Origin of the sequence: Bacillus paramobilis, assembly GCF_038096195.1 — a bacterium.
In the GTDB taxonomy this organism is placed as follows: domain Bacteria; phylum Bacillota; class Bacilli; order Bacillales; family Bacillaceae_G; genus Bacillus_A; species Bacillus_A mobilis.
In genome coordinates, this window is sequence record NZ_CP151108.1 from 406,031 (window position 1) to 432,238 (window position 26,208).

Annotated in this window: 26 protein-coding genes, 1 other RNA gene, 1 pseudogene, 1 riboswitch and 1 other annotated feature; of the genes and pseudogenes, 20 read left to right on the forward strand and 8 right to left on the reverse strand. The window is 34.8% G+C overall.

The window, feature by feature from the left end; translation table 11 throughout:
- The first annotated feature begins 235 nt into the window (after positions 1-235).
- Together smpB and ssrA are read left to right on the forward strand one after the other, a co-directional pair.
- Positions 236-703, forward strand: coding sequence for an SsrA-binding protein (gene smpB / locus AABL52_RS01940; protein WP_001123922.1), 468 nt, complete (start codon positions 236-238; stop codon positions 701-703).
- 125 nt (positions 704-828) lie between these two features.
- Positions 829-1,183, forward strand: a transfer-messenger RNA (tmRNA) gene (gene ssrA / locus AABL52_RS01945).
- A gap of 351 nt (positions 1,184-1,534) precedes the next feature.
- Here ssrA and AABL52_RS01950 read toward each other — a convergent pair.
- Positions 1,535-2,485: a nucleoside hydrolase gene (locus AABL52_RS01950; protein ID WP_001125076.1), complete on the reverse strand. Its 951-nt coding sequence runs from the start codon at positions 2,483-2,485 to the stop codon at positions 1,535-1,537.
- An 827-nt stretch (positions 2,486-3,312) separates the two neighbouring features.
- On the opposite strand from AABL52_RS01950, the gene AABL52_RS01955 reads away from it, so the two are divergent.
- The 6 genes from AABL52_RS01955 (at position 3,313) to alo (ending at position 10,400) form a co-directional block, all read left to right on the forward strand.
- On the forward strand, positions 3,313-3,990 hold the full coding sequence (locus AABL52_RS01955) for a response regulator transcription factor (protein ID WP_151035631.1): 678 nt from the start codon (positions 3,313-3,315) through the stop codon (positions 3,988-3,990).
- Between the two features lie 370 nt (positions 3,991-4,360).
- Entirely contained in the window at positions 4,361-5,374 is a 1,014-nt protein-coding gene (locus tag AABL52_RS01960) for a siderophore ABC transporter substrate-binding protein (RefSeq protein ID WP_341518819.1), read from the forward strand.
- Positions 5,375-5,393: 19 nt separating this feature from the next.
- A complete protein-coding gene (locus AABL52_RS01965) occupies positions 5,394-6,410 on the forward strand; it encodes an ABC transporter permease (RefSeq protein ID WP_061679285.1) in 1,017 nt (338 codons plus the stop codon).
- On the forward strand, positions 6,407-7,471 hold the full coding sequence (locus AABL52_RS01970; protein WP_064449605.1) for an iron chelate uptake ABC transporter family permease subunit: 1,065 nt from the start codon (positions 6,407-6,409) through the stop codon (positions 7,469-7,471). The genes AABL52_RS01965 and AABL52_RS01970 overlap by 4 nt, the downstream gene beginning before the upstream one ends.
- The gene (locus AABL52_RS01975; protein ID WP_064449606.1) at positions 7,468-8,220 is read left to right on the forward strand and encodes an ABC transporter ATP-binding protein; all 753 of its coding nucleotides are present in this window, start codon (positions 7,468-7,470) and stop codon (positions 8,218-8,220) included. Before AABL52_RS01970 ends, AABL52_RS01975 begins: the two co-directional genes overlap by 4 nt.
- A gap of 641 nt (positions 8,221-8,861) precedes the next feature.
- Positions 8,862-10,400, forward strand: a complete 1,539-nt coding sequence (gene alo, locus AABL52_RS01980; protein ID WP_341518820.1) for an anthrolysin O/cereolysin O family cholesterol-dependent cytolysin Alo — start codon at positions 8,862-8,864, stop codon at positions 10,398-10,400.
- 51 nt (positions 10,401-10,451) lie between these two features.
- Here the strand turns inward: alo and AABL52_RS01985 are convergent, their stop codons facing one another.
- The 3 genes from AABL52_RS01985 to AABL52_RS01995 all read right to left on the reverse strand — a co-directional run bounded on the left by AABL52_RS01985 (position 10,452) and on the right by AABL52_RS01995 (position 12,942).
- Positions 10,452-11,732 carry a purine/pyrimidine permease gene (locus AABL52_RS01985; protein ID WP_341518821.1) on the reverse strand — a complete coding sequence of 427 codons (1,281 nt, stop codon included), beginning with the start codon at positions 11,730-11,732 and terminating at the stop codon, positions 10,452-10,454.
- 123 nt (positions 11,733-11,855) lie between these two features.
- Complete coding sequence (gene cynS / locus AABL52_RS01990) at positions 11,856-12,305, reverse strand: cyanase (RefSeq protein WP_341519683.1); 450 nt, start codon at positions 12,303-12,305, stop codon at positions 11,856-11,858.
- A gap of 55 nt (positions 12,306-12,360) precedes the next feature.
- On the reverse strand, positions 12,361-12,942 hold the full coding sequence (locus AABL52_RS01995) for a beta-class carbonic anhydrase (protein ID WP_341518822.1): 582 nt from the start codon (positions 12,940-12,942) through the stop codon (positions 12,361-12,363).
- Between the two features lie 166 nt (positions 12,943-13,108).
- On the opposite strand from AABL52_RS01995, the gene AABL52_RS02000 reads away from it, so the two are divergent.
- The gene (locus tag AABL52_RS02000; RefSeq protein WP_002008929.1) at positions 13,109-13,540 is read left to right on the forward strand and encodes an Lrp/AsnC family transcriptional regulator; all 432 of its coding nucleotides are present in this window, start codon (positions 13,109-13,111) and stop codon (positions 13,538-13,540) included.
- A gap of 201 nt (positions 13,541-13,741) precedes the next feature.
- Here AABL52_RS02000 and AABL52_RS27090 read toward each other — a convergent pair.
- Positions 13,742-13,828: pseudogene (locus tag AABL52_RS27090) on the reverse strand (DUF4822 domain-containing protein); the annotation flags it as partial.
- A gap of 191 nt (positions 13,829-14,019) precedes the next feature.
- Here AABL52_RS27090 and AABL52_RS02005 point away from each other — a divergent pair.
- Positions 14,020-14,448 (forward strand): Lrp/AsnC family transcriptional regulator, encoded by a 429-nt coding sequence (locus tag AABL52_RS02005; protein WP_061679280.1) that lies wholly within the window; start codon positions 14,020-14,022, stop codon positions 14,446-14,448.
- Positions 14,449-14,488: 40 nt separating this feature from the next.
- On the opposite strand, the gene AABL52_RS02010 is transcribed toward AABL52_RS02005, so the two are convergent.
- The gene (locus AABL52_RS02010; RefSeq protein ID WP_341518823.1) at positions 14,489-15,046 is read right to left on the reverse strand and encodes a cysteine hydrolase family protein; all 558 of its coding nucleotides are present in this window, start codon (positions 15,044-15,046) and stop codon (positions 14,489-14,491) included.
- 288 nt (positions 15,047-15,334) lie between these two features.
- On the opposite strand from AABL52_RS02010, the gene psiE reads away from it, so the two are divergent.
- The 6 genes from psiE (at position 15,335) to AABL52_RS02040 (ending at position 20,269) form a co-directional block, all read left to right on the forward strand.
- The gene (gene psiE / locus AABL52_RS02015) at positions 15,335-15,736 is read left to right on the forward strand and encodes a phosphate-starvation-inducible protein PsiE (protein WP_000671179.1); all 402 of its coding nucleotides are present in this window, start codon (positions 15,335-15,337) and stop codon (positions 15,734-15,736) included.
- 139 nt (positions 15,737-15,875) lie between these two features.
- Positions 15,876-16,391, forward strand: coding sequence for a spermidine N1-acetyltransferase (gene speG / locus AABL52_RS02020; protein WP_341518824.1), 516 nt, complete (start codon positions 15,876-15,878; stop codon positions 16,389-16,391).
- Between the two features lie 436 nt (positions 16,392-16,827).
- Positions 16,828-18,375, forward strand: coding sequence for an ABC-F family ATP-binding cassette domain-containing protein (locus AABL52_RS02025; protein ID WP_341518825.1), 1,548 nt, complete (start codon positions 16,828-16,830; stop codon positions 18,373-18,375).
- Between the two features lie 5 nt (positions 18,376-18,380).
- Positions 18,381-19,574, forward strand: a complete 1,194-nt coding sequence (locus AABL52_RS02030) for an MFS transporter (RefSeq protein ID WP_341518826.1) — start codon at positions 18,381-18,383, stop codon at positions 19,572-19,574.
- A 176-nt stretch (positions 19,575-19,750) separates the two neighbouring features.
- Positions 19,751-19,963 carry a DUF3955 domain-containing protein gene (locus tag AABL52_RS02035; RefSeq protein WP_016085623.1) on the forward strand — a complete coding sequence of 71 codons (213 nt, stop codon included), beginning with the start codon at positions 19,751-19,753 and terminating at the stop codon, positions 19,961-19,963.
- A gap of 63 nt (positions 19,964-20,026) precedes the next feature.
- Positions 20,027-20,269 (forward strand): DUF3947 family protein, encoded by a 243-nt coding sequence (locus AABL52_RS02040; protein ID WP_341518827.1) that lies wholly within the window; start codon positions 20,027-20,029, stop codon positions 20,267-20,269.
- Between the two features lie 32 nt (positions 20,270-20,301).
- Here the strand turns inward: AABL52_RS02040 and crcB (AABL52_RS02045) are convergent, their stop codons facing one another.
- Positions 20,302-20,658, reverse strand: coding sequence for a fluoride efflux transporter CrcB (crcB, locus tag AABL52_RS02045; protein WP_341518828.1), 357 nt, complete (start codon positions 20,656-20,658; stop codon positions 20,302-20,304).
- On the reverse strand, positions 20,655-21,059 hold the full coding sequence (crcB, locus tag AABL52_RS02050) for a fluoride efflux transporter CrcB (protein ID WP_341519684.1): 405 nt from the start codon (positions 21,057-21,059) through the stop codon (positions 20,655-20,657). Before crcB (AABL52_RS02050) ends, crcB (AABL52_RS02045) begins: the two co-directional genes overlap by 4 nt.
- Positions 21,060-21,113: 54 nt before the next feature.
- Positions 21,114-21,173: riboswitch (Fluoride riboswitch) on the reverse strand.
- A gap of 217 nt (positions 21,174-21,390) precedes the next feature.
- Between crcB (AABL52_RS02050) and AABL52_RS02055 the strand changes: the two genes are divergently transcribed.
- From AABL52_RS02055 to murB, 4 genes are all read left to right on the forward strand, one after another.
- Positions 21,391-22,449 carry an endonuclease/exonuclease/phosphatase family protein gene (locus AABL52_RS02055; protein WP_341518829.1) on the forward strand — a complete coding sequence of 353 codons (1,059 nt, stop codon included), beginning with the start codon at positions 21,391-21,393 and terminating at the stop codon, positions 22,447-22,449.
- Between the two features lie 27 nt (positions 22,450-22,476).
- Positions 22,477-23,979, forward strand: a complete 1,503-nt coding sequence (locus tag AABL52_RS02060) for a DUF4077 domain-containing protein (RefSeq protein ID WP_341518830.1) — start codon at positions 22,477-22,479, stop codon at positions 23,977-23,979.
- Between the two features lie 196 nt (positions 23,980-24,175).
- The gene (locus tag AABL52_RS02065; RefSeq protein WP_000573653.1) at positions 24,176-24,571 is read left to right on the forward strand and encodes an SET domain-containing protein; all 396 of its coding nucleotides are present in this window, start codon (positions 24,176-24,178) and stop codon (positions 24,569-24,571) included.
- Positions 24,572-24,958: 387 nt separating this feature from the next.
- A complete protein-coding gene (murB, locus tag AABL52_RS02070) occupies positions 24,959-25,876 on the forward strand; it encodes a UDP-N-acetylmuramate dehydrogenase (RefSeq protein ID WP_341518831.1) in 918 nt (305 codons plus the stop codon).
- 105 nt (positions 25,877-25,981) lie between these two features.
- Positions 25,982-26,197 (forward strand) — a binding site (T-box leader).
- Positions 26,198-26,208 lie beyond the last annotated feature (11 nt).

Genomic DNA, 26,208 nt, shown 5'->3' on the forward strand with positions numbered 1-26,208 from the left:
TTCGCTTTGATGAAAAGCGGGGCTTTTTCTTTTTTATTGGTGGCTTGAGAGCGAGCCGCTTTCGCTTTTAATGAAGTCCAGCTACAGTGGCTAGAATGTTCGGCGGCTTCGCTTCTTCCCAAGAGGCAAAAAGCGCCTCAAGGTCAGAAGCTCCATCCACCTCACATTCTGAGCGAGCCGCTTTCGCTTTTTATTAACATTTGTTACAATAGTAAAAATAGAGGAGGGACGTTATATGCCAAAGGGTACAGGTAAGGTTATTGCACAAAATAAAAAAGCATTTCATGATTATTTCATCGAAGAAACATACGAGGCAGGGCTTGTCCTTCAAGGAACTGAAATTAAGTCGATTCGCGCTGGACGCGTGAACTTGAAAGATGCGTTTGCACGTGTACATAATGGTGAAGTATGGGTACATAATATGCATATTAGTACATATGAGCAAGGGAATCGTTTCAACCATGATCCGCTTCGCACGAGAAAGTTACTTCTTCATAAAAAAGAAATTGAGAAGTTAACGGGTGCTTCAAAAGAAACAGGCTATGCATTAGTTCCAGTTAGAATTTATTTGAAAAATGGATTCGCGAAAATGGCACTTGGTTTAGCAAAAGGTAAAAAGCAATATGATAAGCGTAACGATTTAAAAGAGAAAGAAGCAAAACGTGAAATTGCACGCGCGTTCCGTGATCGTCAAAAGATGTAATACAGATATTTACATTTGTAAAACGACGCGCGTATGTTATAATAACTTATGTAAGATTGTTGCACATTGAAAAACAGCTCTTAGTAGCTATCACGATATTTCTTCGTATGCTCCATTTTTATCATGGGGACGTTACGGATTCGACAGGGATAGTTCGAGCTTAGGTTGCGAGTCGAGGGGATCGGCCTCGTTAAAACGTCAAAGCCTATAATTGGCAAACAAAACAATCTTTCTTTAGCTGCTTAATTGCACTAAAGGTTCCTCCCTCCATCGTCCATGTGGTAGGGTAAGGGACTCAAACTAAGTGGACTACGCCGGAGTTCGCCGTCTGAGGGCGAAGGAAGAGAACAATCAGACTAGCAACTTGGAAGCCTGTCGATAGGCCGAAGAGTTCGCGAAATGCTAATATATCGACTACACTCGTAGAAGCTTAAGTGCCGATATTTTTGGACGTGGGTTCGACTCCCACCGTCTCCACCAATACATAACTGTTTGGTGGTTTTTTATTTTGTATGATATGAACCATAACTTTGCCAGATTGGCGAGGTTATGGTTCTTTTTGTTTGTGGCAAACTTATGGTTCCGAAAATAAAATGTAACAAGAAGCGTAGAATAGCCATTTTACGCTTCTTGTTACACTTTAAGGACCACATTACAATCAAGATAGGAAAAGCAAATACCCCAAAACTAATAAATAATCTCTTTGGTTCGATGGGCATGTGGGGGATCCCTACTAGGCGAATTTTAACCTAAAAAATTCGAATTTCTGTACATTAAGTAAAGTGAATTTTTATTCGCGTGATTCTTATTATCTGAAATTAATAAAGCATGTTATACTCTCTTCTTTAAGAACGTCTCCATAATATCCTTTTTGAATCTTTCATAATCAAACTGAAAAGCTACATTATGCATTTTATAGCCTGGATTAGCAACAAAGCGAAAATCTGCAATGCTTTGACCAAATCCTTCTCCTTGATCAGGAATTATTTTAATGGGTACTCTTGAAAGGCTAACAGCCTCTTGATTTAGCAAATACCACACTGTTACAAAATCATGCATAGGACTTCCACTTATACCAGGATTAGACTTGGAGTAGAAATTATAATAATAGTCTAGCATGGGCTTGATGATGAGTCCTGCAAGATCTTGTGTATTCCGATGAAATGTATCAATTTGCTGGACCATTTCAGGTGTAACAATCGCATGTTGAGTCACATTTAAAGGAATAATTGTCAAGTTCTTCGCATGCTGCAGAATTAAATTTGCTGCATAAGGGTCTGCGTAAAAGTTAGCTTCAGCCACAGCAGTTACGTTACCTGGATAGAAAAAAGCTCCCCCCATGCAAATGCATTCTCTTACGTTTCGCATTGTTTCTAAATTCAATACAAAAGTCGTGGCTAGCGAAGAAAGTCTTCCTAAATTGATAATTGTAAGATCTTCTAAATTTGATTCTATAATTTGATAAATATCATTTAAGGGGTAAATTGGATATGGAATTTCAGGGGGAATAATAGGACCTAATCCGACTTTTCCGTGTACCTCAGGGAAATACTGAATCAATATACCTGTCAACGGCACAGAAGCACCAAGGAATACAGGTATCTCTTCTCTTCCCGCAATGTACTTCAAATAGTTAATATTTCTTATTACATTTTCTCTTGATACATTTCCATAATCGGCTACAATTCCTACAAGTTGAATGTCTTTACGAAAAAAGGTGTACAGTATAGCAAACGCATCATCAATTCCCAAATCTGTAAACAGGAGAACCTTTTTTGGCATATCTCTCCCTCCAAAATTTATAGAATCCTATGTTCACTAATGAGTAGGCTAAACTTGTGTGTATATATTTTATGTATTCTTAAAGAGTGAATTCTATTCACTTGACGTGGCTTCGCTCATCTAATTTTAATATTATGTTTAAGCGTAAAATACATAAGGTGCATTAGAAATATGAAAAGATCCATTGTTATTGAGGAGTTTACACCGGATTGGGCAATATCATTAGGGCTCATCATATCAAAAAAAGAAAATGGTACGTTTAGATACAAAATAATCGATTTCTTGTATGTTAAGGAACTGGTTATTTGTTTTTCTATTTTTTAGGGAGTTTTTCTGGTAATGGTGTATACAAATAATAAAGTTGTTTAATTTACAATAAAGACGTTTAAAACAAAGTGTTTTTAATTGTGTGATTCGTGTTAACCCATATAGATCAAGAGAGAAACTTTATTGTAAATAGATAAAATAAAAGCAAGACTAATACTTAAAATTATACGTATCTCGGCTGTACTCTCATAAATAACTGTAGAAGATAAAAATCTCGTTATGGGGATGGGGCGGTATCCCTGAAACAAAAAATGAAGAAATAGTTATTGATGATAATCAGGTAGATACTATAGCTGCACCTTAATGATTAAATAATATTTATTTAAATCTTCATATCTTTTGTATTCGTCTCCATATCTATTGTAAGATTATATAGAGTTCCCCTAATAAGCTGTTATAATGGCTTTTTTTAGGAGTTTAATATTTATAAATCTTACATTATTTTTTTTGAGATAATTTTTTATCTAACTAAGTTATATTGAAGTAGAGGTGAACCATCGGTGAGGCAGGTGTTAGTAATTAAAAATGAACGGTCTTTAGCAAAGAAAATCGTAAGCGGTCTAAAGAAAGAAGGCCATTTCATTTTAAAACTTCACAATGAAAACGAAGGTTTAAATATAATATATGAACAAGATTGGGATATTATCATATTGGATTGGGATTCATTAAGTATATCCGGACCAGAAATTTGCAGACAAATACGACTTGTTAAAACGACACCGATCATTATTGTGACAGACAATATTTCTAGCAAGGATTGTATAGCAGGGCTACAAGCAGGAGCAGATGATTATATTAGAAAACCATTTGTGAAAGAAGAATTAGTAGCGAGGGTTCAAGCTATTTTAAGGAGAACTGACTATAATCAGCAAAATGAGATAAACTTTTTTCAATTTAAAGATCTCTTTGTTGATGCATCTAGCAATATTGTAAAAAAAGGTGGTAAAAATCTCTCGCTTACGAAGCGTGAGTACGATTTACTTGTATTTTTAATCAAGAATAAAAATACAATATTGAGCCGTGAAATGCTTTTGAATCAGGTTTGGGGATATAACGTAGTAGTAAATCCAAATGTAGTAGACTTATATATTGGGTATGTAAGAAAAAAGTTAAAGTGCGAGAAGAAAGACCGATATATTCAAACGATACATGGCAGAGGCTATTCAATGGTTGAATGATAAAAATAAGATAATAAAATAGTTTCTGTGAAATATTAAAAGACGGAAACTATAAAAAGAAGATTGCTATCAGATAGTGGAATATGTAATGGGCCCTTTTTTGCAGTAGAAATCATGGTATATAAGGTGCTAATCTATCAGTTAGTACGTGTGGGGGATGGATCTGGTGGAGACTGTATCTAATTTGTTTTTAATTTTGTTAACTCACACCATTCACAAGATTTTCACAGAATTAATGACTATACTTATTTACAGGATGTTCAAATGAAAATGATTATCAATAGCAATTTAGATACATGAAAGTTACTATCTAATTCAATCTATGGACGTCATCATTTTCGAACTAAATTACATAATAAGGAGTATACGTATGAAAAAAACTATGCTTTTAAAATTAGTAAGTATTCTAGCAATTTTCACTTTAATGTTAGTAGCTTGCTCAGATTCAGGTAAGGAAACTTCGAAAGCTAATAAAGGTGATAGTAGTGATAAGCCAAAAACGGTTGAAATCACTGATGCTCATGGAACTGTTAAAGTCCCTGCAAATCCAAAGAATGTAGTTGCTTTAGATAATAGAACTTTTGAAACTTTAGCTGATTGGGGAATTAAATTAGCGGCTGCTCCAAAGGATATCATGCCTGCAGATTCAGCATATAAAAAGGATGATTCAGTTAAAAATATCGGGAATCACCGCGAACCAAATCTTGAAATCATTGCAGCGGCAAACCCTGAACTTGTAATCGTTGGTCAAAGATTTGCTGATCATTACGAAGAAATCAAAAAATTAGTGCCAAAAGCAGCTGTTATTGATCTTAATTTTGATGTTTCTGAGAAATCTACTACGCCTGGAAAAAATTTAGTAGATGGACTTAAAAATTCTACAACTACTCTAGGAAAAATCTTTGATAAAGATAAAGAAGCTAAACAATTAGTAGCTGATTTTGATAAATCTATTGAAAAAGCAAAATCTGCTTATAACGGAAAAGATAAAGTTATGAGTGTTATCGTTACTGGTGGGAATATTGGTTTTGCTGCTCCACATTCTGGTCGTGTTTGGGGACCGATGTATGAAATTTTCGGTTGGACTCCAGCATTAGAAGTGTCTAATTCTACTGCAGGTCATAAAGGTGATGACGTTTCTGTTGAAGCTATCGCACAAACAAATCCTGATTGGCTGTTCGTATTAGATCGTGATGCTGCAACATCTGATGCAGCTAAGTCAACACCTGCTAAGGATGTTATTTCTAAATCACCAGCTCTTCAAAACACAACTGCTGTTTCTAAAAAACAAGTTGTTTATGCACCGGAAGATACTTACACAAATGAATCAATTCAGACTTATGTAGAGTTATTTGGAAATCTTGCAAAAACTTTAGCTAAGTAGTGTAAAGGAGTACGAAACAGTGTCAAAAAATATGATTTCTAGGGTTGAGAATATTTCTCAACCCCAGTTTTATAATCACAATAAAATATGGACAAAACCTTTTATAATAGCGGTTATAGTTGTTATAATTTTAGGGATTATATCACTGTTTACTGGAGTTTATGATATACGTGGACAAGAGGACGGAATGGAGATGTTTTTCATCACTCGTGTTCCGAGAACAGTTGCATTAATGCTTACTGGAGCTGCGATGGCGATGGCAGGACTCGTAATGCAACTCATTACACAGAATCGTTTTGTTGAACCTACTACAACGGGTACTATTGAATGGTCAGGCTTAGGCCTGCTTTTTGTGTATTTACTATTTCCTGCCCCGACTTTAGTTCAAAGAATGACTGGTGCAATCATTTTTTCTTTTATAGGAACTATGATTTTCTTTCTATTTTTAAGAAGAGTTAAGCTTCGTTCGTCTTTAATTGTCCCGATTATTGGATTGATGCTTGGAGCAGTTATTTCTGCAGTGTCTACTTTTTTGGGACTTCTTTTTCAAATGACACAAAGTATTGAAACTTGGTTCGTAGGTTCATTTGCTAACATTCAGGTGGGAAGGTATGAATATTTATGGCTGATTGTTATCATTACTTTGCTTATTTTTATGTATGCGAATAGATTGACTTTAGCTGGACTAGGAGAAGATGTCGCAACAAGCCTTGGCGTTAATTACAATAGAATTGTTCTTTTTGGGACTGCTCTTATCTCTGTTGCAGTTGGAATTGTTGCAGCTGTTATTGGACACTTACCTTTCTTAGGATTAATTGTGCCAAACATTGTTTCCATGTTTAGAGGCGATGATCTTAGAAGTAATTTACCTTGGGTTTGTGTGATTGGAATGGGGACAATAACTGCCTGTGACATCATTTCTCGAACAATTATAAAGCCTTTTGAAGTCCCTGTTTCTTTAATACTTGCAACAGTGGGAGCGGTCGTGTTTATTACTATTCTATTGAGACAAAGAAAACCAAGGAGGCTGCGATGATCACATTAGAATATAAAAATAAAGAAAATGTCGAAATCGATTCTAGCCTTCATAATGCAAGTAGATCAGCTAGTGCTTTTCGTTCTAAAAAGGAAGCAAGACGTTATTGGATTTTACTCATAACATTGATCGCTTTAGGTCTCCTTTCTTCATATGGACTTTTAGTTTATAACAATCCAGTTCCGATAGATTCACCTTCTTTTATCCCAGTTGTTAAGAGAAGGATAGTAGCTATTGTTGCAATGATTATTGCTGCAGTTTGCCATAGCTTATCGACAGTTGCTTTCCAATCTATTACGAATAATAAGATTATTACTCCTTCACTTTTAGGTTTCGAATCACTTTATTCGGCAATTCAAACGAGTACAATATTCTTCTTTGGTGCTAGTGCATTAATAAACTTTAATGGAATTGGATCATTTTTATTTCAAGTTGTTGTGATGGTCTTCATGAGTTTGATACTTTATGGATGGTTACTTTCCGGTAAATATGGGAATTTACAACTTATGCTGTTAGTTGGAATTATTATTGGTACCGGGCTAAATTCTGTGTCAACTTTTATGAGAAAACTACTTGCGCCTTCAGAATTTGATATTTTACAAGCGAGATTATTTGGTTCTGTTAATCATGCAGACCCTGCATATTTTCCTATTGTAATTCCTATGATCATAATTGTAGCGGTATTAATTTTTGCTCATTCTAAGAAGTTGAATGTTTTGTCACTAGGAAAGGATGTTGCTACTTCTTTTGGGGTTAAATATCAACCTAGTGTAATTTATACGCTTGTGTTAGTAGCTATTTTAATGTCTATCTCAACAGCTCTAATTGGGCCACTTACGTTCTACGGCTTTTTAGTAGCAACTTTGAGTTATCAGGCGGCGTCAACTTATGATCATAGATATATTTTCCCAATGGCTTTTGCTATAGGATTTTTAATAATGACGAGTGCATACTTTTTAATGTATCATGTATTCCATGCTCAAGGGGTAGTTTCAGTTATTATTGAATTATTTGGTGGAATCATATTCTTAACTATAGTTTTAAGGAAGAGGGCTTTATGATAAAAATCGATAATGTTAAAAAGTTCTATACGGATAAGGTGAAAATAGGACCTTTGGATATTGAAATACCAAAAGCGGGCTTTACTTCTTTAATTGGACCAAATGGCGCTGGAAAGTCTACGACACTTTTGATGATTGGAAGACTCTTAGATATGGATGAAGGTCAAATTCAAGTAGCGAATATGGATGTTTCTGAATCCAAATCAAAAGACTTAGCAAAAATCCTGACTATATTGCGACAAGAAAATCATTTTGTAACGAGGCTCACTGTTAGACAATTAGTTGGATTTGGGCGCTTTCCTTATTCAAAGGGTAGATTAACTAAAGAAGATGAGGTTATCATTTCTAAATATATCGATTTCTTAGATTTAACTAGTTTAGAGAATAGATATTTAGATGAGCTTTCTGGTGGTCAAAGACAAAGGGCATATGTAGCGATGGTATTGTGCCAAGAGACTGAATATGTGCTATTGGACGAGCCTCTGAACAATCTTGATGTTGCTCGTTCTGTTCAAATGATGGAGCATTTAAGACGTGCGGCTAATGAGTTTGGAAGAACAATTTTGACTGTTATGCATGACATCAATTTTGCAGCTAAATACTCTGATAAAATTTGTGCTATGAAAGATGGACAAATTGCTGCTTTTGGAACAGTAGAAGAGGTTATGGACCCAATACTTTTGACAGATATTTTTGAAACGAAAATTGAAATTATCCAAGGTCCTTATGGGCCGATTGCTGTTTATTAATTACAAAATGAGTATGAAAAAAGCTGCTGCCTATATTTTATAGGTAGCAGCTTTTTTATGCGATTGCCGATGATAGCTCTGTCCTACAGGTATTTCATTATTTTCGGTCCTGCGACGCTCCCAACAATAAACTTGTAAATTACTCATAAAATGCAAAGGAATGCTTCAATTTTTCAAGTATCTACTAAACGAAAAATTTATCCCGCTTTAATGGGCAGTAAGACCCCCACCTCAAAATTCAGCGAAAGCAAAGAATTTAGGTGGGGGGTCAACTGCCCATAAAAGTCCGATTGGTTCAACTAATAATCAGTGGGGGATGAAGAAAATCCCCACTGATTAAAGTTTCACTTTATCTCTGTATAACTTTTTATGAGGATTCAGCTTGGTTCTTAGTATGTAATATTGCATATAAGAGTGTATTGATAAAAGTGTAAGGGGTCACTATAATGAGGGCATAAAGATAGATCACATTTTCGTAGCAATAAAAAAGGAGGAAATAATATGGAAATCGCAATGGCTGTTTTGAAATTTGTAGGTGGCGTAATCCCGTTAATTCAAGAACTTTTAAAAGCATTTATGTAGGTTTATTAGTTAGCAATCATTTATCAATCATTATCATATCTTACTAAAAAAAGAACGGGGTGATTTTTCTGAATATTAAGAAAAAAACTAAAAGAAGAAAGTTCCTTGCATGTTTATTAGTTAGTCTATGCACTATTAATTATTCATCTATTTCCTTCGCAGAAACACAAGTAGGTAATGCAACTGATGTAATCAAAAATGCTAGTGGCATTGATACTGGTATAGCAAATCTTAAATATAATAATCAAGAGGTTTTAGCTGTAAATGGTGATAAGGTAGAGAGTTTTGTTCCGAAAGAAAGTATCAATTCAAATGGTAAATTTGTAGTAGTGGAACGCGAGAAAAAATCACTTACAACTTCACCAGTCGATATTTCGATTATTGATTCTGTGGTGAATCGTACGTATCCAGGAGCGGTACAACTTGCAAATAAAGCTTTTGCAGACAATCAACCGAGTTTATTAGTGGCTAAGAGAAAGCCTTTGAATATTAGTATAGACTTACCTGGCATGAGAAAAGAAAATACAATTACTGTCCAAAATCCGACATATGGTAATGTGGCTGGAGCAGTAGATGATTTAGTATCTACTTGGAATGAAAAGTACTCTAAAACACATACGTTACCTGCAAGAATGCAGTATACAGAATCTATGGTTTATAGTAAATCACAAATCGCAAGTGCCCTTAACGTTAACGCTAAATATCTCGATAACAGTCTAAATATCGATTTTAATGCGGTTGCAAATGGAGAGAAGAAAGTGATGGTAGCGGCATATAAGCAAATATTTTATACCGTAAGTGCTGAACTACCTAACAATCCATCCGATCTTTTTGATAATAGTGTTACTTTTGGTGAGTTAACTCGTAAAGGTGTAAGTAATTCGGCTCCACCTGTTATGGTTTCAAATGTAGCTTATGGTAGAACTGTTTATGTAAAATTAGAAACAACATCTAAGAGTAAAGATGTACAAGCTGCTTTTAAAGCTTTACTTAAGAATAACAGCGTCGAAACGAGTGGACAGTATAAAGATATTTTTGAAGAAAGTACCTTTACTGCTGTAGTATTAGGCGGAGATGCGAAAGAGCATAACAAGGTTGTTACTAAAGATTTCAATGAAATCCGAAATATCATTAAAGATAATGCTGAATTAAGTCTTAAAAATCCAGCATATCCAATTTCATATACAAGTACTTTCTTAAAAGATAATGCAACTGCTGCTGTTCATAACAATACAGATTATATTGAGACGACAACTACAGAATATTCAAGTGCTAAAATGACACTTGATCATTACGGTGCTTACGTTGCTCAATTTGATGTATCTTGGGATGAATTCACATTTGATCAAAATGGAAAAGAGGTACTAACACATAAAATATGGGATGGTAGCGGCAGGGATAAAACGGCTCATTACTCTACAGTTATTCCTCTTCCACCAAATTCCAAAAATATAAAAATTGTAGCTAGAGAATGTACTGGTCTTGCATGGGAATGGTGGAGAACAATTATTAATGAACAAAATGTTCCATTAACAAATGAAATAAAGGTTTCAATTGGAGGAACAACATTATATCCAACTGCTAGTATTAGTCATTAGGTATAAAAAAGCGCCCTGTAAGCAGGGCGCTTTTTTACTTAGTTATAAATTTTACTCTTTCCAAAACTGTTCTAGCAAAATAACGATCATAGTACCTACGAGTAATCCGTTACTTAAAACATATTGTAAGGAAGAAGGAACTCCGCTAAATGCGCTTTCTGGAAGAAACATTATTCCTAAACTGATTAATAATGTAATTCCCAATATAGTTAATCGGCGTTGATTTAATTCTTCACGTAAAATCGAGTGAAATGAAATGCCTATTACTTGGACAAACGTCGCTAAAAGTGCAGCATTTGCAATAGGTCCTGGCAGCAAGGATATAAAGCTTACAATTGAGGGGATAAAAGAAATACCTGCTAATATAAGACTTGCTATAAGGAACGACTTCACTTTTCTTTGTCCTGTTAGTTGGATAAATCCTGCCGATGCAGGTAATGGTACAATTCCAATTGTAGAGAACAACGACGAGATAATATGTGATATACCTCCGACCCATACACCACGGTTCAGTGTTTGCTTTTCATTTTCTTTAGATAACGGAGTCGCTTGTTTTACAGCCGAAATAGCAGCGATTGTATTTGCAACTAAAAGAAATGTAAATAAAGTTGCAGTTAGAGTCATTCCAATATCGAATCTAGGTGTGCCCCAAGCAAATATCTCTGGTAACTTAACTAGCGTTGTGTGCGAAGGCATATGAGATGATTTTCCTAATACTGCATACAAAAGCCAACCGCATGAAATTCCAAGTAATACAGCGTAACTTTTCATCCATCCTTTCCCTTTAATTGATAAGAAAGTAATAAGGGCAAAAACAAAGAGAGCAATAGTAGCTGTTGTATAGTCAGGATGAGTTGCAGATCCTTGTAATCCCATCATGCCTTTTAGTAACACGCCACTAAGCTGAAGTGCTAAGATTAAAAGAAAAGTTCCTGTAACTAAAGGGGTAAATAAACGTAAGATTCGATGAACAAGCCCTGTTATACCAAGAACGAAGAGTAATATACCTGCAATAATTAAACCACCTTCTAAAAGTTGTAATACATCTTTTGCACTCTGTCCTTGATGCATAGCGACTTGTCCCAATATGACAAATATACTTACCCATGAACCGGCTGGTCCATCCGCAATAGGATAGCGATGCCCAAACCATGCTTGTATAAATGAGCTTACTCCTACTACTAAAAAAGTTCGCTGCATTAATGTTGAGATATCTTCTATTGGTAAATGGAATATGCCACCAATAATGATAGGTAATGCAATTGCATTTGCTAATAAAAACACAAACCATTGTAGAATACTAAAACTCGTATCAAAGTGTTTTTTATTCATATTATTCTCCTTTGCCGAAAAAGAATTTCATAGTTAAAATCCATCCTTTCTACACAGTTAGAAAGGATGGATTTTGTAAATCTATAAAATTACTTTAATTATATAGATGGATTTTTTGATTATTCACCATGTACGGAATGGTAAGAATTTCCCGTTAAGTGTAATGACGATACGAGGGTCGCCACCTTGTGGATCTTCTTGTGTATCCACACCTAGGTTGAAGTTAATTGCACTCATTACACCCTCGCCGGCTTTTTCTAAGATTAATTCTCTAATAGTTGGTGCATATTGTAACATCATTTCATATAAACGATATGCAATCGGGTCAGTAGGAGGCATTTCCATTACTTGGCCACGAAGTGGAACTACTGTTAATGCTTGAACTACTTCTTCATCTAATTCTAATAGTTTACCGATTTTTTCTGCTTCTGGACGTGTCATTGTAGCTTGTCCTAATAACGCTGTTACAACCCAAGTCTCAGAGTTTTCACTTACTTGTGCAATCTCTTCCCAAGTTAACCCTTTTTTAATTTTTGCCGCTAGAATTTTTTGCGTAGCTTCTTGTCTATTCATATCTAATACTTGTTTTTTCATATTTAATAACTTCCCTTCATGTACGTAATAATTATTATTTTGTTTCACTATTTAATGCTTTATATCCATCAACCACTACATCTAATTTACCTGTGTGAGGGTCAATAACTAAACCATGTACAGGAACATCTTTTGGGATAAGTGGATGGTTTCTTACTAAATCAACATTAGCTTGCGTTGAGTCGCAAACATCATCGAATCCGAATAACCATTTTTCAAGGTTAATACCAGCATATTCAATTGCTGATAAAATTTCTGGTGAAGCTACTCCGCGATCTAATATTTTTTGAAGTGTTCCTTTTGGATTCGTTTGGCTCGCACCACATCTATGGTGTCCAATAAGGAAGATTTCATCTGCATTTAAATCGTATACTGACGCTACAACACTTTGCATAACACTATCGAAAGCAGAAGCAATTTTACCGCCTGCATTTCTGATAACTTTTGCATCACCATCATGTATATCTAAAGCTTTTGGAAGTAGCTCAATTAAACGAGCATCCATGCAAGAAACAACAACCATACGTTTTTTAGGCATTTTTGTCGCTTCACGAGGAGCGTAGTCCTTATTTTCTACAAATTGTTCATTGAACGATAGAATTTCTTGTAATAACATATTTGTAACCTCCTTTAAATCTAGATGTATTTTTTGTTGCGTCCTCTGTGTTATAAGTAAATATAACTGATAAACAATGTGATGTAAGAGGATAAACTAAGTATAGTGAATTGTATCGATAAGCAGAATAAGTTGGCGAAACACTTTCGGGCTTTCTACTTTCACGGTGAAAGGATTGGTTTATATCATTGATCAAACAGATTTTGAGATACTGAAATTATTAGGAGAAAACTCGAGAATACAATGGAAAGAACTTGGTCAGAAAATACATATGACAGGGCAGGCTGTAGGAAATCGAATTCGGAGATTAGAGGATCTAGGAATTATTGAACAATATACAATTGCAATAAACCGAATCAAGTTAGGACAAGTAGTGACTGCATTTGTTACTTTGTTCGTAACAACAGCTAATCACCAAGAGTTTATGAATTTCTTTCAAGGAGAAGAAGGGATTTCTGAAGTGCATCGTATAAGTGGTGAGGGGTGTTATTTATTAAAAACACATTTTGCGTCCAATGAAGACTTAGATAACTTTCTAGGACGACTATTAAAATACGGGAATTATCGTGTTAACTTATCAATAGGAAAGTTGAAATAAGGTTTCTTTTCCTTGGAGGGGATGGTAACATTATTTGCTAAACTTTATTTGTATAGAGATAATGAAGTCGTTTAATGTTTATCTTAAATAGTCAGAGCCTTACTACAATGTATGTGTAGTAAGGCTTTTTTAAGGGAGTCATAAATAATTTTTCCTTAAAAAAATCCTGTAGCTCAGTACAGGATTTATAATGAAATGTTTTTAAAAGCTAAATTGTGGTTTCATATCACCTTTATAAGGCTCATGTTCAACGAATATAGTTATGTCCTTACCAGCTTGCTGTATGCCTCTTTCGAACACGTACCAATTTTTTCGATGCCTACAAGTAATCCAAAAATACATAGTAAGGAAGAAGGAAAGCCGTTAATAGTAATGTAATTCTTAATAGAGTTAATTGATTGTATTGTAAAAATTTTCAAAGTGAGTTGTAGGGGAAATGAAGATCTTATAGAAGGTGATTATATAGGAAGGGGACGGCTATGTTTGATTCAACAGATTTTAAAATTATAAAGTTACTACAAGAAAACGCTAGGATGAATTGGAAGGAAATTGGAGAGTTAGTACATTTGACGGGCCAGGCTGTTGGGAAACGAATTAATAAATTAGAAGAGGCAGGTGTCATTCAAAAATATACGATAGATATCGACAGGGCTAAGTTAGAAGGGTCTATTATGACGTTTGTTACACTATTTCTGCATGCACCACATTATCATAATCAAATTCAAACCTTTTTCGAAAAAACGGACGTAATTGCTGAAATGTATCGTATAAGTGGCGATGGGTGTTATATCATGATTCTTCATACATCTTCGCACCAGCAATTAGAAGAGACTCTTGCAGATGTTTTACATTATGGTGATTATCGTATAAACACTGTCATTAAAACAATTGAAAAAAAGAAAGAATAAGATATTTATTCTTTCTTTTTTCATATGGAACTGTAATTCTTTATTTGATTTTGTTTATAAAACTGCTTGCTAATACGACTTTTGCATAAATATTACCAAACTCTAATGCACTCATGAACGATTGATGAGCATGTACTGCGGGGATTAGATTTCCTTGAAACTCTAAATCTTTTGTTGTACAAGCATCTTCAATTACAACACATTGAAATCCTAAATCACTGGCAGCGCGTACGGTTGCATCAATACATACGTGAGTCATCATACCGCAAATGACTAGTTGATCTATTTTTTCTTTTTTTAATGTTTCAAATAAATTGGTTCTTAAAAAACTGTTAGGATGATGTTTTTGTATGACTAGTTCGTTAGCAATTGGTTGTACATCATCATGAATTTGAACACCCACTGTTTCAGGTAAGAAGAAAGTAGCTCCGTCATTGTTCGCAATATGTTGTACGTGAATAACTGTTTTATGATTTTCACGAAATACTTTCAAGACTTCTTTCGCTTTTTGTACGGCTTTTTCAGATTGATGTAATTCCATATTGCCGCCTTCAAAGTAATCATTTTGTATGTCGACTAACAGTAAAGCTTCGTTCATAGTTAATCCCCCCACATATATTTGTACAGTACGTTCTTTATACTGTACCGTTATTATATAAACTGTAGGTATGTGCAGGTAATAATGTCATGAAACGATTTTGACGCATATAGTTTCATTGTGAAAAAGCTCAAAGATACAAAGTGAAGATTGGGGAAGCGACTATATTAAGCGTAAATATCAGAATGGTGAAGTGATAGTGAAAGAGGACGATCATATTGGATTTAACACTTTTGTAAGTATAATTTTGCTATAATAAATAAGTATTTACGTGAAGGAGAGTGTGAAATGAAGTTTAATATCGATCATTATATAGCTAGCGTTTTACAGTGGATATTAAATATAGCGTTAATTATATTGTCCATTGTTTTATCGATCTTTTTAATAAATGAGACAATCACATTTATTCAATACATATTTTCAACAAAGGAATATACGTCGTATAAATTAGTTGAGAGCATCATCGTTTATTTCTTATACTTCGAGTTCATCGCATTGATTATTAAGTATTTTAAGTCGAATTATCATTTCCCGTTACGTTATTTTATTTATATCGGAATTACGGCGTTAATTCGTTTAATTATTGTATCTCATGAGGAACCGATGGAGACGTTGTTATATGCAGGATCCATTCTCGTTTTAGTCGTTGCTTTATACATATCAAATATGAGAGATTTGAGAAAAGAGTAGTGCAGGCATAAGTTTGCACTACTTTTTTATGTCTTGACCTTCAAGTTGCTTGAAAGTTTACAATGTAAATAGGGCGTTTGAAATTGAAAAAAATTGAGAAATTAAGTGAAGAGGTTTCTTTTACTTGGAGGTTATAACAATGAGTCAGGAATTGAAGTTACGTCCTTTAGAACGGGAAGATTTAAAGTTTGTACACGAACTTAATAATAATGCACATATTATGTCATATTGGTTTGAAGAGCCGTATGAGGCATTTGTAGAGCTGCAGGATTTATACGATAAACATATACATGATCAAAGTGAACGCCGATTTATCGTTGAGAAAGATAATGAGATGGTTGGATTGGTCGAGTTAGTGGAAATCGATTATATTCATCGTAGAACAGAATTCCAAATTATTATTGATCCAAATTATCAAGGACATGGCTACGCAGCAGAAGCGACGCGTTTAGCGATGGACTACGCTTTTTCTGTATTAAATATGCATAAGATTTATTTAGTTGTGGATAAAGAAAATGAGAAAGCAGTCCATGTGTATAAAAAGGTTGGATTTATAGTGGAAGGCGAGCTTTTAGACGAGTTTTTCGTTGATGGTAACTATCATAATGCGATAAGAATGTGTATGTTCCAGAAGGAATATTTTAAATATAAGTAGTTGAATGATTTGGAAGTAATGTTGACGCTTCATAAAACCGTGTGCTAAAATCCCTTTTAAGTATTAAGGAAGGTGCAGAACATGCTTTATATAAAATTTGTAAAACTCATTAGAAAACTTTGCTCCGCACAAATGTATACGGTGAAGCGTTGTACGGAGCTTAATCAAGGGGTATAAATCCCTATATTCATCGGCTGAATAACTTTTCGAAAAAAGTATAGTTTATCTATGCTTATTTGGTTATGGTTTTTCAGCTGATGTATAAAATAGATTAAGGGGCCATAGACAATGCTTTGTCTATGGCCCTTTGTGTATATTATTCCAATGAGCTTTTACTGTAAATTGGAGTAGTATGGGAAAAATCACGAAGCAGAGGGCTAGTGTCGAATGACGCTATCTCTCTGCTTTTTTTAATTTCAGGAAAAGAGGAATAAAAATGAGTTTACTTAAAGTTGAAAGTTTATCACATAGTTTTATAGATAAAGCATTATACGAAAATGCTTCTTTTGATTTGCATAAAGGAGAACATATGGGGATTGTTGGGCAGAATGGTGCAGGAAAAAGCACATTAATGAAAATATTGGTGGGGGAAATTATTTCTGATAAGGGGAGCATTAAGTGGCAACCTAATATTCAAATTGGACATCTTGATCAATATGCAGAAATTGATGGGAGCTATACCATTGCACAATATGTAAAGCGAGCCTTTTATGATTTGTTTGAAATGGAAAAGAGAATGAATACGTTATATGAAGAAAGTGCGATGACTGGAGATGAGAATCAACTATTGAAAGCAGCTGAAATACAAGAGCAGCTTGAGGCTCGTGATTTTTATTCAGTAGACAGCGTAATAAATAAGGTGGCAGCCGGTTTAGGTATTGACGCTATTGGGATGGATTGTGTTATTGGTGAATTAAGCGGAGGACAACGGGCAAAGGTGATTTTAGCAAAGCTTTTATTAGAAGAGCCTAATATTTTATTACTAGATGAACCGACAAACTTTCTTGATAAAGAGCATGTTGAATGGCTTGCTAATTATTTAGTGAATTTTGAAGGGGCGTTTATTGTCGTATCACATGATTTTGATTTTCTAGAAAAGGTGACTTCTTGCATATGTGATGTAGAGTTTGGAACGGTGAAGAAGTATTACGGCAAATACTCAGATTTTGTAAGACAAAAGGAGCATTTGCGAAAAGATTATATGCGCCAATATTATGCACAGCAAAAGAAAATTGAAAAAACGGAAGAGTATATTCGTAGAAATATTGCTGGAGTAAATTCTAAAATAGCACAAGGACGTAGAAAGCAGTTGCAACGTATGGAAAGAATTGCGCCGCCAAGTTTTACTCATAAACCGTCTATTCATTTTCAGGAACTTCCTATTTCTGTTCAGACAGTTCTTGAAGTAAATAACCTTGAAGTTGGTTACGATTTTGCTCTTTTACCAAAATTGAATTTTTCAGTAATGGGTGGGCAAAAATTTGTTATTACAGGGTTCAATGGAGTAGGGAAATCTACTTTATTAAAAACAATCGTTGGAAATATTGCTAGCATTTCTGGAGAATTTCACTTCTCAGAGCAAATAAAGATTGGATATTATGAGCAAGATTTAAATTGGAATAATGATTCTTTAACGCCGCTTCACATTATTTCGGAACAGTTTCCTAAACTAAGCGTGAAGGAAATACGTCATCATTTAGCTGCGTGTGGTGTGAAGGATACTCATGTTTCCCAAGAAATACGTACGTTGAGTGGTGGTGAACAATCAAAGGTTAAATTATGCGGGTTGTTATTATCACCTTGTAATTTCTTAATATTAGATGAACCGACAAATCATTTAGATGCAGAAGCAAAGGAAGCTTTGCAAAAGGCGTTAATACAGTTTAAGGGGAGCGTTATACTTGTATCTCACGAAGCGAGTTTTTATCTTGATTGGGCAGATAGTATTTTTAATATAGAGACAGGATTAGTTAAGGGGGTGTGAAACATATGAGTGAAAATAATTGGAAAACGAAAATTATATTATTTTTGACCGCTCAAACGATTTCGTTGTTCGGTTCATCTCTCGTACAGTACGCGATTATATGGTATATCACCCTTACAACATCATCGGGGATGATGTTGACCATTTCAACTGTTTGCGGTTTCCTACCACAAATCGCGATTTCTTTATTTGCAGGTGTGTGGATTGATCGTTACGACCGTAAAAAAATGATTATGTTATCGGACGGGGTTATAGCAATTGCTACGTTAGTTTTAGCAGTTCTATTTGTAACAGGATATAAAAGTATTTGGTTACTTTTTATCGTACTACTCATTCGTTCAGCTGGGACAGGGGTACAAACGCCAGCTGTGAATGCATTAATCCCACAAATCGTTCCGAAAGATCATCTTATGAAAGTGAATGGGATAAATAGCAGTATTACATCTTTAATTATGTTTCTTTCTCCAGCAGCAAGTGCTGCAATTCTTTCTATTGCTAGCATTGAAACGACATTTTTTATTGATGTTATTACGGCTATGATTGGAATTAGTATTATGTTTATCATTCAAGTGGAGAGACATGTGAATACAGAGAGTAAGCAAAAATCTAATCTACAAGGTATAAAAGAAGGCTTTGCTTACTTAAAAGAAAATGTATTTATTAAAAGGCTACTCTTTTTATTAATCATTGTCATGATTTTAATAAGTCCAGCCGCCTTTTTAACACCTTTAATGGTAACTCGTTCTTTCGGTGCAGAAATGTGGAGACTTACTGCTAGTGAAATGACTTTTAGTGCGGGGGCGGCAGCTGGTGGCGTATTGATTGCGGCATGGGGTGGTTTCCGTAATCGTATGCATACAACGGCGATAGCTTGTGCGTTGTATGGACTGCTTATGATTGGACTAGGGATTGCTCCGGTATTTATTGTGTATTTAGTATTTAACTTTTTAATTGGTATAACAATGCCGTGCTTCAATACACCGGTTACCGTGTTATTGCAGGAAAAAGTAGAACCTTCTATGCACGGAAGAATGTTTAGTGTTGTACAAATCGCTAATTCATGCGCGCTTCCTTTAGGAATGATCATATTTGGCCCATTGGCTGATATGTTTAGTGTAGAAATTTTGTTAATTTATGCTGGGATGTTCGTGCTATTGTGTGCGATTTATGTTGTAGTAAGCAAGAGGTTTGAAGTGTAAATATTTATGTTTGAAAAGGTTTGTAAGGCAATTTAAGGTGCCTTAACAAACCTTTTTTTTGTTTTGGTCAATAATTATTTATTGTTTTACGATAAAAAATTATTGACCATTAATGTTGTTTTGAGTAATATGATGTTAACTAATCAAAAGATTATACGAATAGAGGAGAATATAAGATGAAGAAAAAATACTTACTAGCTTCTAGTCCAATATTTTTGGGAGTGTTATGCATCATCATGTTTAATATAATTGGTTCTGAAGTGAAACCAGATGGAACTTTAGTGGAGCCATTTTTCTTAATTCCGTTAGCATATTTATTTACTTTTACTGGAATTGTTTTGGTTTTGTGCGTGGCTCTTTTCTCGGTGCTTCGAAAAAAGACAGTATGACAAAACACTCACTATGAAATAGAAACATACTATATGGAAGAAAAATAATAAGTGAGCTGAATCATGATGAATCATTATTTTTATAGTGGTAGACAAGTGGGAGCAGCTATTACGCTGGCAGGAGCGCAAGGGACTATGCATGCTGTGTATCAGGCTATTCAAATGCAGCAGCAACAAGCACAAGTAGCGCAAATGATGCAAAGTCAGTATATGCCGTATGCGCAGCCGCCTATGCAAATTGTACATTACGATGTGCATCCAGCAGATTTATTTTCCATTCCATATGGTGGGACATATTTCTTATGAAAGAAAGCGACTGATCAGAGTCGCTTTCTTTTTTATATTCCGCCTAGCTTCATTCCAAGGAATGAGAAGAGGAGACCAATTATGTAAGTAGCACTTAAATATAGAAATAGTATGCCAAGGTTTTTACGATTGAAGAGCTGAATGGACTCTAGCTTAAATGTCGAAAATGTAGTGAACGCTCCCATAAATCCAGTACCTAATAATAATTGCCAACTTGTAGTGACGCCGTTACCAATTATATATCCGAGTAAAAATGCTCCTGTTATATTAATGAGAAACGTAGCAATTGGAAATGAAGTTTTATTCCTTTTTTTTAACCAATTGCTAATTGCAAATCGTGTAATAGCACCGAAAAATCCTCCTGTTGCTACTAATAAAGCTTCTATCATAAGTGATCACCTTCCGTAAGATGTTTCTTAATTAAGAAATCACCTAGTGTAAACCCAAGACCAGACATAATGAGCCCACCAAGTATACTGCATGATACATATAAGAAAGCTATACTCCACTCAGAATGATTGATTAATTGCACAGTTTCTACACTGAATGTCGAAAACGTCGTAAAGGAACCGATGAATCCAGTTCCAATGCCTGTAATAATTTCTGAAGGCAAGATATTTCTCCGAGCGATATACGTAGTTAGCCACGCTAATAAGAAGCAGCCGGCTAAGTTAATAAGTAATGTAGCTAATGGAAATGAATGATGCCAAAATGTATGAATAGTAAGTCCTAAATAATAACGAGAGAGGGCTCCTAATATACCGGCAATGCCAACGATAATATAAATCAATTTTCTCACCTCTTTAAATAGCTTGCTCAAAAAAATAGACCCCTACCAGTAGTTATACTGGTAGGAGTCATTAGCTAAGCAGCAGTTATGGCGAACTCCATCGCCTATAATTATTACATATAGTGTACTAAACATTTTGCTGGATTTCCAGTGAAGGAGTCGGGGCATTTTGTATTTTTGCTAATTTAAGAGCGAGAATAATTACTTATAAACTAAATATAGTGATATAGGGTTTTCAATGTGATAAAATATTTCTTATGTCTGTCATTCAGTTTTAGTTAACTGAAAATAAAGAAAATTAAGCTATGTGTTTTAGAAAAGGGGCGTTTATTTGAAAAAATTATTAAAAATAGTACTTATATGTATTTTAGTAGGGGTGGGAGTTGTGGGTGGTTTTTTAGCGTATATGACACTTACAAAAGAACAGCCAGCTGATGTTATAAGCTTGAAGGTGGAAAATAATAAGGAGCGTGTATTAGCGCCTGACAATGAGTTTAAAGTTACAACGTTTAATATTGGATATGCTGGATTAGATAAGGATCAAGATTTCTTTATGGATGGTGGAAAGGGATCTGGTTCAAGTAGTAAAGAGCAAACGGAAACGAATTTAAAGAATATGCTTTCGTTTTTACAAAATGAGAATAGTGATTTTGCGTTATTACAAGAAGTTGATATAAAGTCACTGCGATCTTTTGATGTAAATGGGCATGAATTTTTGAAGAAGGGATTACCTGATTATGCTTCGTCGTTCGGAAAGAACTATGATACAAAATGGGTTCCCGTCCCAATTACAAGTCCAATGGGATATGCGGAGGCCGGACTAAGTACGTTTTCTAAATATAAGGTTCAAACAGCGGAGAGGTTCCAGCTTCCTGGAATGGAGCCTTGGCCAAAGCGTTTGTTTGATTTAGATCGAGCGATTGTTGAGCACAAAATCCCTGTTAATAATGGGAAGTTTGTTAGACTCGTAAATTTACATTTGTCTGCGTATGATGAAGGCGGGAAAATTAGAAAACAGCAAGTAGAGTTTTTAAAAGAATATATGAACAAGCATTATGAAAATGGTGATTACGTAATAATGGGCGGAGATTGGAATCAATTACTTTCTGATGTTCAGTTAAGTGATCCGAAGTTTGTGAAAGAGCGTCCTGAATGGTTAGTAGAGTTGCCGAAGGACTTTACTAATGGTGGCTTTAAGTGGGCTGTAGATCCGTCTGTTATGACGGTGAGAGATGATGTGAAGAAGTATGTAGAAGGTGAAAACTTTGTCACGATTATTGATGGCTTTATCGTTTCACCGAATGTTGAGATTGTAAATGTACAAGGGAAAGATTTAAAGTTTAAAAATAGTGATCATAACCCAGTGAGTGCGGTCTTTAAGTTGAAGTAATTAAGTGTAGAAAGTGGGACTTTATATATGGAGTGGTTAAAGAAAACTTGTTTTTCTAACCTGGAGAAAGAATCACAGAAAAATCATTTATTGCTGTTTATCACGATTTGTAGTTTCTTCCTCGGAATAATCGCGATTGGGTATTACGGATATATTTTTACAGAGAGAGCAATAGCGTTTTGGGTTTGCGGTATTTCAGTTGTCGTATTTGGAACGCTCCTTACTTTTATAGAAAGCATGGAAGCAATGTATAAATATATCATGACATTTATGCTGCTTATTATGTCTTTCATTATGGTACAAGCTTTTAATGAAAGTCCGGCTGTATTCCAAATGGTCTATTTTACATTAGCAGTTTCACTTATTTATTTAAGTGAACGTCTCGTTATCATTCTCGGCGGAGTGGCGGTTGTTATTACATTTATTCTTTGTAGTTATTGGCCGGAGCAATTTTTTGCTTATACAGCGGCATCTGAAGCTGCAAACTTCGCAAGCTTGTTAGCAATCGTAACGATTGCTATGTGGGGCGTAACGAAGATTGGCTCTAATCTGCTAGCTCGTTTAAGTGATGAGAAGCAAGAGGTAATGAGGAAAGCTCAGGAGCTAGAAGAGACTCAAAGACTTATTGAGGAAACTGTTATGAAACTAGATAGTAATTTCAATCATTTAAGACAAAATATGAATATATCGATGGAGTCGATGAGTGAAATTAATTTCGCTTTTGAAGAAGTGGCAGTTGGTACCCAATCACAATCAGAGATGATGCATCGTTCGGTAGAAGTATTGAATGATATGGAAGGAAATATTGAACAAATCATTTCTCAAGTAAGAAATGCGTCACTTCGTATGGATGAAAGTTTAGAAATTTCAAAGGGCAGTGTACATACTTTACGAAATTTTGAAGCGAATATGAGAAGTTTAAACGATGTTGTTTCACAATCAGGAATTATATTTAGAGATTTAATGATGCAGTCGAAGCAAATTAATGAAATTGTAGATGTAATAACGAATATTTCAAGTCAGACGAGTTTGCTAGCTTTAAATGCAAATATTGAAGCGGCAAGAGCAGGAGAGCATGGAAAAGGATTTGCTATTGTAGCGAATGAAGTATTAAAGCTTGCTGAAGAATCGAATCGTTCTGCGGGGAGAATTCAAGGTATTTTGAAGGAGTTTAGTAATCAAGCGAGTAAAGTGGAAGTACAGGTAGAGAAATCAGAAAGAGTACAAGAAGAATGTAACGAAATGTTAGCAAGTGTTTTAACAAATGTAACGGATTTAGGGAAGTTTATTGATGTAATTAATGATGTAATGAGAGAGATTGTTGATCATCAAGAAAGTTTCCAAGTTAAAACGACGAATATCGTAAAGGATGTTACGCATGCTTCTAATGTAATTCAGCAAACTTCTGCTGCTACGGAAGAAGTATTGGCAAGTGTGGAAGAAGAAAAGCATCGAAATGATACATCGGTGAAGACGTTACATACTGTTAGCGAGCAAGTGAAGTTACTAGAAGATATTCTAGAAAAGTAATATTTCTTGAAAAGGGCACACTATGTGTGCCTTTTTTTATTTAAATGAATACTTGATAGTAATTTAATTGCTTTTCTGCGCGTTTTCTGCCAAGCTTAAGGAGATAAAGTGAGACTAATACCTACTGATTATTAGTTGAACCCCTGCAAATAGCGGGATAAAATACTTCAAAGAAAGAATTGTATAGGTGACGCATATGATTGAAGTTAAGACTTCTGAACTTAGTGATGGAGAATTTAATAGAGGTGTATTTGCAACTCGTGATATTAAAAAGGGTGAGTTGATTCACTCAGCGCCAGTTATCTCTTATCCGAATGAACAGCATGAACACATTGAGAAAACGTTACTTGCTGACTACGCATTTGAGTATGGGGTAAATCATACGGCATTCCTTTTAGGATACGGCATGTTATTTAATCATGCATATAATCCGAATGCAACGTATGAAATTGTCTTCGAGAATCATACGTTTAACTTCTTCGCTTATAAGGATATAAAAGCGGGAGAAGAGATTCTAATCAATTATAATGGTGAAGTTGATGATGAAGAACTATTATGGTTTGATAAGGAAAAAGAAGAGAACGAAAAGTAAATTATAATAAGTAATAAAAAAGATGCTTTTACATAAGTAAAAGCATCTTTTTTATTGATGAAAATAAAGTAAAGATTACAAAAAATACCACTTTATTTTCGTGTGATATAGTAAGATACTGAAGGATAGTGTTTTGAAAAAGTAATATATTTTACAAATTGTTGTCTTTCTGATGACATGTCAAGTTTAGTAGCTCATTTGGGTTGCTTTATTATGCAATATATATTTTAATATGAGTGGCACCTCTTATAAATTAAGAGGTTTATAGGTGTCTCGAATTGATTTTGGGTACACTGTATCCACCACTTTAGGTTCGTTCATGTATGTGGGGATATTATGGGCCCGTATAACGGGATAAAAAGAATATAGAAATAGAGGAATCGTAAAATGAATATGCAAGAGGTTTATGAATATTTAAGTACGGTATTGCCTGAAGGTCATGTGAAACAAGATGAAATGTTAAAGAATCATACGCATATTAAAGTTGGTGGAAAAGCAGATGTGTTCGTTGCGCCGACAAATTATGATGAAATTCAAGAAGTTATTAAATATGCTAACGAATATAATATTCCAGTTACGTTTTTAGGAAATGGATCGAATGTCATTATTAAAGATGGTGGAATTCGCGGGATTACAGTAAGTTTAATTCACATTACAGGTGTGACTGTAACAGGAACGACAATTGTAGCACAGTGCGGTGCAGCAATTATTGATGTATCACGTATTGCATTAGATCATAATTTAACGGGTCTTGAGTTTGCTTGTGGTATTCCAGGTTCAGTTGGCGGAGCATTATATATGAATGCTGGTGCTTACGGCGGTGAAGTATCGTTTGTATTAACAGAAGCTGTTGTAATGACAGGTGATGGAGAGCTACGTACTTTGACGAAAGAAGCATTTGAATTTGGATATCGTAAGAGTGTATTTGCGAACAACCATTACATTATTCTTGAAGCGAGATTTGAACTTGAAGAAGGTGTACGTGAAGAAATTAAAGCAAAAATGGATGATTTAACGTTCAAACGTGAATCAAAACAGCCTCTAGAATATCCTTCATGTGGTAGCGTATTTAAGCGCCCACCAAATAACTTTGCTGGTAAATTAATTCAAGAATCAGGACTACAAGGTAAACGAATTGGCGGAGTGGAAGTTTCTCTAAAACACGCTGGATTTATGGTGAATGTAGATAACGGAACAGCACAAGATTACATTGATTTAATTCACTTTGTACAAAAGACCGTTGAAGAGAAATTTGGCGTGAAGTTAGAGCGAGAAGTAAGGATTATTGGGGAAGACCTACAGTAATCTTTGAATTAAAAGTGTATAAAAGTATGAATTATTTTGAAATAATATTTGGGTATTGTTGACAATTTGTTTTCAATTCAATATAATGGCTAATAATTTAACAAATAACATACGTTGAAAGAGCCCAGTAGCAGTTTGTCACTGTTAACGAGAGAGCTAGGGGTTGCTGGAACCTAGCACAAACAAACTTGCGAATTACACTCTGGAGTATCTTAGGTAATGCTAAGCGGATTGGCAATCGATATTATTGCTAAGAGTGGTATGAGTAGCTATGCTATTTATACAAACTGGGTGGTAACACGGTGAATCATCGTCCCTATGTCATAGACATA